This window comes from Luethyella okanaganae (genome assembly GCF_042660285.1).
GTDB lineage: Bacteria > Actinomycetota > Actinomycetes > Actinomycetales > Microbacteriaceae > Luethyella > Luethyella okanaganae.
Genome location: NZ_JBHSTP010000003.1, coordinates 230681 through 242958 on the forward strand (window position 1 = coordinate 230681; position 12278 = coordinate 242958).

Here is a 12278-nt window from a genome sequence, read left to right on the forward strand (position 1 = left end):
GCACGGACACTACTCAACCTTCAGTGCAGGTGACGTGAACTTTCAGAGAACGGCCATGGCGATCTGTTGACCCCGATTTGTTATGTGCCACATAATGATGTGGTGGACGGTGACGAAGGCGCAGGGGTCGGGGCGATACGTGCCTGGCTACGACTGAACGCGGCGCTGGCGGAGTTCGATCGTCGTCTGCGAGCAGAGTTCGGCGTGACCGGCGGGCAGCTCGCGATCCTGCGGATCATCGGGGAGGGCGAGACGACGCTTGCCCGGCTGCGGGCGCAGCTGGTCATGCATCCGGCGACGCTGGGGCAGCTGATCGACCGGGTCGCGAAGCTCGGGTTCGTCGTGTTGGATCCCTCTCCTGAGGATCGTCGTTCACGGCGGTTGCGGCTGACCGAACAGGGACGCAGCCTGGTGCGGGACGCGCCGCTGGCCGGTCCGGTGCGTCTGCGGGCGACAGTGGAAGTCGACCGCGCGAGACGACTTGCGGTTGCGTTGGAGGATGCGGTCGAGCTGTTCGGACTGGACGAGTGGGCGCTCTCATGACTTGTGCGCTCGCAGAGGTGGTGAACATCGGCCCGCGCCTGGCGGCGGGTCTGCGCGGGATCGGCATCGATGACCTCGAAGAGTTGCGGAGGGAGGGTGCCATGCCCGTCTGGGAAAGGCTTCGCCGCGTTGACTCGTTCGACTGCGTCCACAGTCTGCTCGCCCTTGAGGGGGCCATCCAAGGCGTTCGCTGGCACCTGCTCCCGGTCGAGCGTCGCACCGAGCTGGCAGATTTCGCCCGCAGGAGGAACTCGTGAACATTCTCGGCATCGACAACATCGTGATCGACGTCCCCGACCTCGACTCGGCACGTCACTTCTATGGCACGGTCCTGGGCTTGACCGAGAAGTACGCCTTTCCGGATCCCGGAATCGTCGGCTATCGCATCGGCGTCGAGGAGCCCGGCTTCGTCGTCCGGCTCGCGGGGCCGGGCACTGTCTCCGGTGGACACGGCGCGCGGGTCTGGCTTGAAGTCCCGGATGCGCGCGCCGCGGCGTCCCGTCTCGCAGAAGCCGGCGTCGCACCTCTTGGTGAGCCAACGCGGATCCGCACCGGGTGGGTCGTTGAGGTCGCGGACCCGGCGGGGGAACGTCATCGGCCTCACCGACTACGCCGCCGCGCCCGATCTCGCCAGACAGCCCATGCTCTGAAAACCCGGACTTGCTCCATGAACCACACGACCCGCATTGCAGGGTCGTCGAGGAATTCGACGCGCAGCTGCTGAATCTGGCGATGAAGCATCGGGTTCGGTGGCGCCGGCCGTTAGAGTCGTTGTGATCCGACGCGCGGGAGAGGCTGGATGCGGCGTGAATAGTTCTGTGCTCGTTCATACCGGGATCGGGCAGCGGCCGGTCTACTTCCACCTTGACTGTGATGTTGTGGCGGCACTCGGTCCGCTGCTTCGTTAGGCGGGTGCCTGCCCCGCCCGGTCAAAGACGGTGCGGTCAGAGCTGACCAGCCTGTGCACGGGGCGGGGCCCGCGACCGTCCGCAGGGGTGGCGGTGGTGTTGAGCCGGACGACGAATCCCGGTTCTTCATCGCCGATGCGGTATCCGATCAGGTGGGTTCGGGAATGAGGTACTTTTCGACGGAACCGTGCTCGCCGTCACCCACGACCGCTGGTTCGCGCGGAGTTTCGACCGCTTCCTGAGATGCACCGGTGCCCGGCTGCGGTCGGTCGCCACCGCAGGCGATCCCGCGCTCGTTCGCTAGGGTTGAGACGTGAGCATGGAGATTGAGATCGGCCGATCCAAGCGGGCGCGGCGCGTATATGCCTTCGACGACATCGCGATCGTGCCGAGCCGGCGTACTCGCGATCCCGAAGACGTCTCCGTCGGCTGGTCGATCGACGCCTATCAGTTCGGCATCCCCTTCCTCGCTGCGCCGATGGACTCGGTCGTGTCGCCCACGACGGCGATCATGATGGGGCGGCTCGGCGGGCTCGGCGTCCTCGACCTCGAGGGACTGTGGACGCGCTACGAGGACCCCGAGCCGTTGCTCGCAGAGATCCGCGGCCTGCCGGTCGGGCAGACGACGGCCAGGATGCAGCGGATCTACTCCGAGCCCATCAAACCCGGGCTCGTCACGGAGCGCCTGGCGGAGATCCGCGCGGCGGGGGTCACCGTCGCCGGCGCCCTCTCGCCGCAGCGCACCCAGGAACTCTATGAGACGGTTGTCGCGGCCGGTGTCGACCTGTTCGTCATCCGCGGTACGACCGTGTCGGCCGAGCACGTCTCCAAGAAACAGGAACCGCTCAACCTCAAGAAGTTCATCTACGAACTCGACGTGCCCGTGATCGTCGGCGGTGCGGCGAGCTATACCGCTGCCCTCCACCTCATGCGCACGGGTGCGGCGGGGGTGCTCGTCGGCTTCGGGGGAGGGGCGGCGTCCACGACCCGCGCGACGCTCGGCATTCACGCCCCCATGGCCACGGCGGTGGCCGACGTCGCCGGAGCCCGCCGCGACTACATGGACGAGTCCGGTGGGCGTTACGTGCATGTCATCGCCGATGGCGGCCTCGGCTCGTCTGGCGACATCGTCAAGGCGATCGCCTGTGGCGCGGACGCCGTCATGCTCGGCACCACGCTCGCCAGGGCCACGGACGCCCCGGGCGGCGGCTTCCACTGGGGGGCGGAGGCGCACCACCCCAAGCTTCCGCGCGGCAACCGCGTGCATGTCGGCACAATCGCGCCGCTCGAGGAGATCCTCTACGGCCCGGCGCCCGTCGCCGAAGGAACCGCGAACCTCGTCGGTGCGCTGCGCCGCTCGATGGCGACCACCGGGTACTCCGACCTCAAAGAGTTCCAGAGGGTCGAGGTTGTTGTGGCTCCCTACCGGGTGAACTAGCGTCGGAGGAGCAGCAGTCCGGCAATATGGGGTAGCACGGGAGGCATGGAATGGCCAAGTTCAAGACGGTTGCGCGTTCGACGAAACTGGGACCGGAGGAGCGGACCGCCGCCCTCGCCCGGTTGAAGGAGAAGGAGCTCGACATCCTCGTCGTTGGCGGTGGCATCGTCGGGGCCGGTTCCGCGCTCGACGCCGTCACGCGTGGACTGAGCGTCGGGATACTGGAGGCTCGCGACTGGGCGTCGGGAACCTCGAGTCGGTCTTCGAAGCTTGTGCACGGCGGCATCCGGTACCTGGAGCAACTCGACTTTCGTCTCGTGCGCGAGGCGCTCACCGAGCGCGGCCTGCTGTTGCAGCGTATCGCTCCGCACCTCGTCAAGCCGGTACGCTTCCTGTATCCGCTCCGGAAGCATGTGATCGAACGGGCGTATGTCGGCGCAGGCATGCTGCTCTACGATGTCTTCAGCTACACGGGCGGGCGTCCGCCGGGAGTCCCGCACCACAAGCACCTGTCGAAGCGCCAGGTGCAGCGGGCGATCCCATCGCTCTCGAATGACGCTCTCATCGGTGGCATCACCTACTACGACGCGCAGGTCGACGACGCGCGGTACGTCGCGTCGCTCGTGCGCACGGCCTCTTTCTATGGAGCGCACGCGGCATCCCGGGTGCGTGTCGATGGCTTCGTCAAGGTCGGTGAGCGGGTGGTCGGGGTACATGCGCATGACCTGCATACCGGTGAGCGGTTCGAGGTGCGAGCCAAGCAGGTCGTGAACGCGACGGGTGTGTGGACGGACGACACCCAGCGCATGGTCGGCGAACGCGGCACCTTCAAAGTGCGCGCGTCGAAAGGCATCCACCTCGTTGTGCCGCGCGATCGTTTCCAGTCGTCGATGGGCCTCTTGCTGCGCACCGAGAAGAGCGTTCTATTCGTGATCCCGTGGGGCAGGCACTGGCTCATTGGCACGACCGACACGGAATGGAATCTCGACAAGGCACATCCGGCCGCAACGGCCGCCGACATCGACTACCTGCTCGAGCACGTCAATAAGGTGCTCGCCGTCGACCTGACACGTGAGGACGTGGAGGGTGTCTATGCCGGACTGCGGCCCCTGCTCGCGGGTGAGAGCGATCAGACCTCCAAGCTCTCGCGCGAGCACCTCGTCGCGCACACCGTACCGGGGCTCGTCGTCATCGCAGGCGGAAAGTGGACCACCTACCGGGTGATGGCGAAGGATGCGATCGATGCGGCGGTCGACGCGCTCGACGGCAAGATCCCCGTGTCGACGACCCAGGACATCCCATTGCTCGGCGCCGAGGGGTACCAGGCCGCGTGGAACAAACGCGGCAAGATCGCCCGGGCTTTCGGTGTGCACAAGGTGCGCATCGAGCATCTGCTCAACCGCTACGGCACGCTCACTGACGAGCTGCTCGACCTCATCCGGTCCGACCCGAAGCTCGGCGACGCACTGCCGGGTGCCGACGACTACCTCGCCGCCGAAGTCGTCTACGCGGCCTCGCACGAGGGTGCGCTGCACCTCGAAGACGTGCTCGCCCGCCGCACCCGCATCTCGATCGAGGCGTGGGACCGTGGCGTCTCGGCGGCTCCGGTCGCGGCGAAGCTTATGGGCGGGGTGCTCGGTTGGGACGAGGCGCGCGAGGAACTCGAGGTGGCGAACTACCTCAAACGCGTCGCCGCCGAGCGAGCCTCGCAGGAGCAGCCCGACGACGAGTCCGCCGACCGGGTCCGCCTCGAGGCGCCCGACATCATGGCGGTGGAGGAGCCGTCGTAGGTGGAGCGGAGGCGGTTCGGAGCAGGCGGCCCCGCATCCTCCTCTGCACGAATCATCTTCGAGATCTCGCCGGTTCGGAGACCGTCGCGCTCGAGCTCATGGAGTACTTTCTCGGTGCCGACTGGTTCGTCGACGTCTACACCAACGACCTCGGCTCCCCGATGCTCGAGCTGGTGCAGCAGCTGTCGTCCTGGGGACGGCTACGCGTTGTGGTCGCCGATCCGGAAGCTCCTTTTGACGACGACTATGATCTCATCTGGATTCAGCACAGCCTCCTACCCCCGACGATGATCGACCGACTGTGCTATCGAGGTATCGAGACTCCCATCGTCTGGCATCATCTCTCCGTTTTCATGAACATCGAGATGCCGATTCTGGCCGAGATCGAGAATCGCATTGCCTCGCTGTCCACCGGGATGTCGCCCGCTGCCGTCGAAGCGATCATGCTGTTCGGTCTTGATCCTGATCATCTGCTCGTTTTCGATAATCCGGCTCCCGACTGCTTCGCCGACGCGACCGTTTCCGAGAGGAATGGACGGTTGGAGCGGTTGCTGGTCGTGTCGAATCACGCCCCTGAAGAGGTACGGGAGGCCATGGGACTCGTGCGCGGCAAGGGTGTGCACGTGGAGATACTCGGAGGGCAAGACGGGCCGCGCCGGGTCTCCCCGGAGATTCTCGGCGAGTTCGACGCCGTGCTCACGATCGGCAAGACGGTTCCTTTCGCGTTGTCGATGGGTATTCCCTGCTATGTCTACGATCACTTCGGCGGAATCGGCTGGCTGGACGACGGCAACTTCGAGCACGAGCATTTCCACGCCTTCTCCGGGCGGGCGACTCGACGCATGGCCGCACCTGACATCATCGCTCGGGAACTCGTGGAAGGCTATCCGGATGCGGCCGTCTACGCACGCGACAACCGTTCCGCCTTCGCAGAACGATGGCGCATGTCGCGGCGTATGTCCGAACTCCTGTCGGATCCACGCATAGAGACGGCGACACCGATCGCGTTGACGGCGGAGCAGGCCAGACGCTACAAGAGCTTCCTCGAACTCTACGGGGACATCTACAGGCTCGTCGTCAAACTTCAGTCCGATGTGAGGGGACTGCAAGGTGGACTCGCGGAGGCCGAGGCGGAGTGCGCCGAGTTGCGCGTTCAGCTGGGGATGGCCGAGAGTCGTCATCGGGATTCCGAGGAGAAGGAGAGGGCTCGGCAGGCGGAATGGCGAAGCGCCTACCGCGAACTCAGAGGAACTCTCGACTCGCCGATCTGGAGGGTGAGCGCACCTGTGCGCTGGGCGAGAGCCCGCCTCAGAGGGCATCAGCCGTTCCGTGCTGTGGGTCTCGAATCCATGGATGCTCGCGATCTGGCCGCACTGAATGTTGAGATCCGCCGCTCTCGGTCCTGGCGAATGATCGAGGGTCTGCGCGGCACATCTCCACGAAGCTAGCACTCCAAAGCAGGCTGACGGAGCCTGTGATACCAGCCGTGTACGAGGACCTCCGAAACCGTTACGATGTGTGGCGAGGAGCCCGTGGGAATCGAGAGTTCGATCCTCCGTCGAGTGACTCTATGCTGATGTGCATATCGTGTGCGAACTCTTTATACCTCATTGTTGTCAAGTGACACGGTGCCGACGAGGTGTCTCGGATAGCACCTGAAGGGGATGACTGTCGTGGAGCTCGCTAAGAAGGTGCTTGTCACGGGTGCCAGTGGATACATCGGTCGGCACGTCGTGAGAGCGCTGCTCGACCGCGGCGCAGAGGTCATCGCGATCGACCGTGAGACGAGCTCGGCTCGACGGGCGATCGATGCGCGTGCTCAGCTCGTATCCGCGGATGTCTTCGCCTTCTCCGACGAGGACTTCGAGGCGCTCGGTTCCCCCGACGCATGTATCCACCTGGCATGGGAGGCCGGCTTCACACATGCATCGCCTACGCACATGCTGAGGTTGTCCGACCACTACCGATTCCTCAGCGGCCTCGTCGACCGGGGTATCCGCAGGCTCGCGGTCGTCGGCACCATGCACGAGGTGGGTTATCACGAGGGACGGGTCGACGCCGACACACCGACGAATCCGCTTTCGCAGTACGGTGTGGCCAAGGATGCACTCCGCAAAGCACTCGCTGCGGATTTCGAGGGCACTGATGTCGTGTTCCAATGGCTACGGTGTTTCTACGTCATCGGTGACGAGGAGAACAGTAAGTCCGTGTTCTCTCGGATCGCCGCGGCCGCTCGCCAGGGGCAGACGACGTTCCCGTTCACGACCGGAACCCGGAAGTTCGACTTCATCCATGTGGAGGAGCTCGGCCGTCAGATCGCTGCGGCCGCTTCGCAGGACGAAGTCCGCGGTGTGATCCATTGCGGTTCCGGCACTTCCACCGAATTGCGCCACATGGTCGATCGTTTCATTGCAGAGCGCGGGTTCAACATCGAGTTGCTGTACGGAGCATTCCCGGATCGGCAGTATGACTCCCCGGCCATCTGGGCGGACACGACGGCGATCCATTACATCATGAGCCGAATCGAAGCAGGGGTCACGAGTTGATTCTCGGTCTGGCAGGGCGGGTGCGCCGGCTCGGTGTCTATTTCTTCTACGATCCGGCCGGCGTGGTCGACGAATACGTCATCCACTTCCTCCAGGCGATGAATGCAGACTTCACAGAGCTCATCGTCGTGGTGAACGGGCGGTTGAGCGCCGAGGGGCGAGACGCGTTCTCGCGGCTCGAGAAGGTCACCGTCATCGTTCGGCCGAATTCGGGCTTCGATGTCTGGGCCTACAAGACCGCCATCGACCACGTCGGATGGGGGAGACTCTCGGACTTCGACGAAATGGTGATGATGAACTTCACCATTGTGGGACCTGTCAACTCCTTCGCAGACATGTTCGAGGAGATGAACTCCCGGGACATCGACTTCTGGGGCATCACGGTGCACAACGGCGCGAGCTTCGACCCATGGGGAACGCTCGATGTCTGTGAGGTGCCCCCGCACCTCCAATCGCATTTCATCGCGGTGCGCCGTTCGCTGTTCGAAGGGGAGGAGTTCCGGCGCTACTGGGACGACATGGGGCCGATCTTGTCCTACGTCGACGCGGTGTCGAAGCACGAGGCGTTCTTCACTGAGCGATTCGCGAACGCTGGATACCGATGGGAGAGCTACGTCGATACGCGTGACTCCCTCGGCTTATCGCACTATCCGCTCTTCAACGATCCGGTCGATCTCATCGAGAACCGAAGATGCCCGGTCTTCAAACGGAAGATGTTCTTCATCGACGCGGGCGCCTATCTCGACGAGAACTCGAACTACGTGGCTCGAGCCTTGCTCGACTACCTCGAGTCCAGCGGACGCTACGACGTTCAGATGCTGATGCGACACCTCATCCGCTCGGCGAACCAGCACGATCTTCGCATCGCCCTCAATCTCCATGAGATCCCAGACGGTGTCGTCGCGGCCAATGATGCGGCCACGGCCGCGGTCATCGTTCTTGGCGCTGATGACCATCCGCTCCTCAGCGTGATCCGGAGTATGCGCGTCCCCATCGATGTGCTCACCGTCGGTGACGGGCATCGTGATCCGCTCCTCCGGGCGGTCGAGCTCAGCGCACCGTACGAACTGGTGTGTGTCGTCGACGCGACGGTCGTCGACGACGCGTTTCCGGTCACAGTCGGGGCGGCTGCGGCCGAGGAGGCTCTGGATATGGTGCTCGGCTCCGCCGAGCAGATCGAAAGCATCATCGGATTCTTTGGTTCCCGACCGGAGACGGGCATGCTGAGTCCTCTTCCTCCGCAGCACGGCTGGTACTACGGTGCAATCGGCCACGGCTGGAGCGAAGACTTCGCCGCTGTCACCGAAGTGCTCGACGCGCTCGGGTCGACGGTTCCTGTCTCTGCCGCGAAGGCGCCGACAGCGCCGACGCTCGGCGCATTCTGGGCTCGGCCCGCAGCTCTGGCCGTCCTCGGCAATCTGCCGGACGATGTCCGCGTGAGCGTCTCCAGACTGGGTACGCGTGCCCAGCGCCGACTCCTGCCGCTCGTTGTTCAGCACAGCGGTTTTTTGCCGCGCTTCGTCGCGACACCAGCGCGCGCGCGCAACCACCTCACAAATGCGATGCACTACATCGGGGAGCTGAATCGCGAGTTCGGCGCGGGAGAGGGCGAACGATTCTCGACGTTCGTGCACCGCCTGTCGTCGATCAGTTTTCTCGCCCAGTACGTCGACGCGCCTGCCTTGTTCGCGATGGGAGTGTACTGGGACCGCGGTCGCGGTTTCTCGGAGGCGGACAAGACGATCATCCCCTACGCCGACAGGGGTGCTTCGCAGCGCGACGTCCGGATCGATCTCGATGTGCCCGACGATGTGATCGCGGTTCGGCTAGACCCCGTCGAGGGGATGGCATGCGCGTGCGGTGAGGTGTTGGTCGACGGTGATACGGTCTTCACCGTGCGGGCGGAGAACGCGAGCCGGATCGGCGAGTTGGATGTCTTCGTCGACGGCGATCCGCGCTTCATCGTCGAGGGTCCGGCTATGGGTGGGAGCCGTCTCTCCGTCGTCTTCCGCGAGATCCATTTTCTCCTTGGGGAGAAGGTAGTCCTCGAATCTCTGCTGAGTCTTGCAGAGCCTCCGTCGATCCGACGGCTGCTCGCTGAGCGGCTGCGCCGTCTTCGGCGTCGCTGAACAACCGGCGGACACGGGGCGACGGGAGGCGTGGAAGGAGCCTTGCGCCACCCGACGCGGAAACAGGAGTGAAACGCGGCTTGGGTAGAGTGGACGGACAGCCCCAATCCTCAGGAGTCCAACCATGGTTGACGTTCGGCGGGTCAAGCTTCCAGGAGTCGGTGTGTTGCACACCTTCGTCACCGATGACGGTGGCAAAGTCGGCGTCATCGCCCACCGCTCCGGGCACAGCGACCTCATCACCTTCTCAGACGACGAGGACGGTCCCGACTCGAACAAGGTCTCGCTGCGACTCAGCGAGGATGAGGCACATACTCTGGCCGAGCTCCTCGGCGGCACCCAGATCACCGAGTCGCTCACTGCGCTCGACCAGATCCCCGGACTCAGCATCGACTGGTTCACCGTCGACTACGACGATCATATCGCCGGCCAACCGCTTGGCAACCCCGCCGACCGCGGCATCGCAGGCCTCACGGTCGTCGCCGTCGTGCGCGGGGAATCCGCGAACCCCGCCCCGGCCGCCGACTTCAAGGTGTTCCCAGGAGACACACTCGTCGTCGCCGGCACGCCTGAGAAGGTCGCGAAAGCGTTCGCGTTCTTCCGCACGGGCGAGCTCAAGGCGAAGGCCGCCATCGACGCTCCGCCGGGAGGCTAGGGCATGCACCTCGGCGAAGACCTCATCGTTCTCGGACTGCTCCTGATCGTCGCCTACGTGCTCGGGCGTCTCGGCAAGTCGATCGGCCTTCCATCCATCCCGATCTACATGATCGTCGGACTGCTCGCGAGTCCGTACACCGGATGGTTCCCGCTCAACTTCGAGAACGGCTACATCGAACTCATCGCCATCTTCGGCCTCATCCTGCTGCTGTTCAACCTAGGGCTCGAGTTCGACCAGGACGAGTTCTTCAGCAACGCGGGCAAGCTCCTCATCTCGGGCGGCTCCTACATCATCGTGAACATGGGGGTCGGCTTCGCCTTCGGTTTCATGGTCGGCTGGGGCACGCGCGAGGCGCTCATCATCGCGGGCATGACCGCGACCTCATCGAGCGCCATCGTCACCAAACTTCTCATCGAGCTCAACCGACTCGCCAACCGCGAGACGCCGATGATCCTGGGCGTGACGGTCGTCGAAGACATCTTCATCGCGATCTACCTCGCCATCGTCTCCGTCGTGTTGAGCGGCGAGACCGACTTCTGGCCCGTCGTCGGCAAGCTCGCGATCGCCTTCGCCTTCCTCATCGTCATGTTCTCCGTCGCGCGCTGGGGCGGGCGTTTCGTGTCGCGCATCTTCCGCACGAAGGACGACGAGCTCTTCACCATCCTGTTCTTCGGGCTCGCTGTGCTCTTCGGCGGCATCGGTGAGATCCTCGGCGTGACGGACGCCATCGGGGCATTCCTCATCGGACTCGTGCTCGGTGCCACACGCTACCGCAACAAGATCGAGCACATCGCCCTCCCGCTGCGCGACGTCTTCGGCGCGTTCTTCTTCCTCAACTTCGGGCTCGCCCTCGACCCGGCGCAGTTTCCGGGGGTCATCGTCCCCGTCGTGCTCGCCGTCGCGATGACCCTCGTGCTGAACATCATCGCGGGACAGTTCGTGGCCTGGCTGAACGGGTTCGGCCCGCAGGCCGGCATCAACGCGACGGCTATCCTGCAGAACCGCGGCGAGTTCGCGTTGATCCTCGCGACCCTGTCGCTCAGCGCCGGCCTCGATCCGCGCATCCAGCCGTTCGCGGGACTCTATGTGCTCGTGATGGCGGTGATCGGACCGATCCTGGCAGCCAATTCCGAGAAGATCGGCGCGGTCATCCTGCGCACCCCTTCGAAGAAGCGGGCGCTCAGGAAACCGCATGCCCCCATGCTGGCCGAGGAGATCGCGCTCGTCGAGGCCGCGACGGCCGAGTTCGACAGCCCACAGAAGGCTGGCGGCCAGGATGCGGAGACCCAGCGTGCCGTTGATCGTGTCGTGGAGCGGGCGCAGGCCGCGAAAGACGACGGTGCAGAAGAAAAGCAAGACGTCGAGTAAGCCATGCTCCAGGTCATGCTGCGCCCCCGATGGGTGCTCGCGCTTCTGCTCGCGCTCGCCGTCGCTGCCGGATTCGCCCTGCTCGGGCAGTGGCAGCTCGAACGTGCCATCGAATCCGGTCAGGTGGAGGAACGCACGACCGAGGTCGTGCAGCCGCTTCGCGAAACGGCGCAACCCGACGAACCGATCCGGCAGGTGGCGACGGGGCAACGCGTCTCGGTCGAAGGCCGCTGGGTTCCCGGCGACGAGCAGATCGTAGCGGGACGACTCAACGGCGGAGAGCCCGGCTATTGGGTCGTGAGTCACCTGGCCGTGGCGGAGCGAGGAGAGCCCGGACTCGCCGTGGCCCGAGGGTGGGTCGCCGACGAAGCGGCTGCGCAGGCTGTTGTCGAGCGGCTCGCACGGTCGACGGATGCGGCGAGCCTCACGGTCGATGGCCGCTTGTTGCCGAGCGAGGCGCCCGAGGTGCCCGCGGAAGGAGCCGACCCGAACGAGATGACCACCGTCGCCGTGGCCGCGCTCATCAACCTGTGGGCGGACTTCGACGAGCACTCCGTGTACTCGGCCTATCTCGTGGCGAGCGATCCGCCGAACGGTCTCGTCGCGATCGACTCCCCGGCGCCCGAGTCGCAGGTGACGCTCAACTGGCTGAACGTCTTCTACGCCGCCGAGTGGGTGATCTTCGCGGGCTTCGCAGTGTTCCTCTGGTACCGCCTCGTCAAGGACGCGTGGGAGCGCGAGCAGGAGGAGCTTGCCGATGGGCCCGGCGGGTTCGGGGCAGGGCAGCCGGGTGGCACGCACGACCGGCAGTTCGGTTAGCCTGCTCGATTCCTGCGATCCGATCCGCCTGAAGGCTCGTGCCCGCCGGCAATCCGGACCGGACGCGCACCGTAGACTG

Annotated in this window: 11 protein-coding genes; all 11 read left to right on the forward strand. The window is 64.9% G+C overall.

Annotation, left to right across the window (positions count from 1 at the left end; all coding sequences use genetic code 11):
• The first annotated feature begins 102 nt into the window (after positions 1-102).
• The 11 genes from ACFQB0_RS12500 (at position 103) to ACFQB0_RS12550 (ending at position 12199) form a co-directional block, all read left to right on the forward strand.
• Positions 103-543, forward strand: a complete 441-nt coding sequence (locus ACFQB0_RS12500) for a MarR family winged helix-turn-helix transcriptional regulator (protein ID WP_386732116.1) — start codon at positions 103-105, stop codon at positions 541-543.
• A complete protein-coding gene (locus ACFQB0_RS12505; RefSeq protein ID WP_386732119.1) occupies positions 540-800 on the forward strand; it encodes a TfoX/Sxy family DNA transformation protein in 261 nt (86 codons plus the stop codon). The genes ACFQB0_RS12500 and ACFQB0_RS12505 overlap by 4 nt, the downstream gene beginning before the upstream one ends.
• Positions 797-1267 (forward strand): VOC family protein, encoded by a 471-nt coding sequence (locus tag ACFQB0_RS12510; protein WP_386732122.1) that lies wholly within the window; start codon positions 797-799, stop codon positions 1265-1267. Before ACFQB0_RS12505 ends, ACFQB0_RS12510 begins: the two co-directional genes overlap by 4 nt.
• A 503-nt stretch (positions 1268-1770) precedes the next feature.
• The gene (locus tag ACFQB0_RS12515) at positions 1771-2889 is read left to right on the forward strand and encodes a GuaB3 family IMP dehydrogenase-related protein (protein ID WP_386732811.1); all 1119 of its coding nucleotides are present in this window, start codon (positions 1771-1773) and stop codon (positions 2887-2889) included.
• A gap of 50 nt (positions 2890-2939) precedes the next feature.
• Positions 2940-4679 (forward strand): glycerol-3-phosphate dehydrogenase/oxidase, encoded by a 1740-nt coding sequence (locus ACFQB0_RS12520; protein WP_386732125.1) that lies wholly within the window; start codon positions 2940-2942, stop codon positions 4677-4679.
• 98 nt (positions 4680-4777) lie between these two features.
• Complete coding sequence (locus tag ACFQB0_RS12525) at positions 4778-6127, forward strand: hypothetical protein (protein ID WP_386732128.1); 1350 nt, start codon at positions 4778-4780, stop codon at positions 6125-6127.
• 216 nt (positions 6128-6343) lie between these two features.
• Entirely contained in the window at positions 6344-7225 is an 882-nt protein-coding gene (locus ACFQB0_RS12530; protein ID WP_386732131.1) for an NAD-dependent epimerase/dehydratase family protein, read from the forward strand.
• Positions 7222-9354 carry a rhamnan synthesis F family protein gene (locus tag ACFQB0_RS12535; protein WP_386732134.1) on the forward strand — a complete coding sequence of 711 codons (2133 nt, stop codon included), beginning with the start codon at positions 7222-7224 and terminating at the stop codon, positions 9352-9354. The genes ACFQB0_RS12530 and ACFQB0_RS12535 overlap by 4 nt, the downstream gene beginning before the upstream one ends.
• 124 nt (positions 9355-9478) lie before the next feature.
• Positions 9479-10009: a cation:proton antiporter regulatory subunit gene (locus tag ACFQB0_RS12540; RefSeq protein WP_386732137.1), complete on the forward strand. Its 531-nt coding sequence runs from the start codon at positions 9479-9481 to the stop codon at positions 10007-10009.
• Positions 10010-10012: 3 nt separating this feature from the next.
• Positions 10013-11380 (forward strand): cation:proton antiporter, encoded by a 1368-nt coding sequence (locus tag ACFQB0_RS12545; RefSeq protein ID WP_386732139.1) that lies wholly within the window; start codon positions 10013-10015, stop codon positions 11378-11380.
• Positions 11381-11395: 15 nt separating this feature from the next.
• Positions 11396-12199 (forward strand): SURF1 family protein, encoded by an 804-nt coding sequence (locus tag ACFQB0_RS12550; protein ID WP_386732141.1) that lies wholly within the window; start codon positions 11396-11398, stop codon positions 12197-12199.
• The last annotated feature ends 79 nt before the right edge of the window (positions 12200-12278 follow it).

Excerpts from the sequence above, each read along its gene's own strand:
- ACFQB0_RS12525 (WP_386732128.1), top strand. The coding sequence starts at position 4,778 with ATGGAGTACTTTCTCGGTGCCGACTGGTTCGTCGACGTCTACACCAAC.
- ACFQB0_RS12550 (WP_386732141.1), top strand. The coding sequence starts at position 11,396 with ATGCTGCGCCCCCGATGGGTGCTCGCGCTTCTGCTCGCGCTCGCCGTC.
- ACFQB0_RS12520 (WP_386732125.1), top strand. The coding sequence starts at position 2,940 with ATGGCCAAGTTCAAGACGGTTGCGCGTTCGACGAAACTGGGACCGGAG.
- ACFQB0_RS12545 (WP_386732139.1), top strand. The coding sequence starts at position 10,013 with ATGCACCTCGGCGAAGACCTCATCGTTCTCGGACTGCTCCTGATCGTC.
- ACFQB0_RS12530 (WP_386732131.1), top strand. The coding sequence starts at position 6,344 with ATGACTGTCGTGGAGCTCGCTAAGAAGGTGCTTGTCACGGGTGCCAGT.
- ACFQB0_RS12505 (WP_386732119.1), top strand. The coding sequence starts at position 540 with ATGACTTGTGCGCTCGCAGAGGTGGTGAACATCGGCCCGCGCCTGGCG.
- ACFQB0_RS12540 (WP_386732137.1), top strand. The coding sequence starts at position 9,479 with ATGGTTGACGTTCGGCGGGTCAAGCTTCCAGGAGTCGGTGTGTTGCAC.
- ACFQB0_RS12515 (WP_386732811.1), top strand. The coding sequence starts at position 1,771 with ATGGAGATTGAGATCGGCCGATCCAAGCGGGCGCGGCGCGTATATGCC.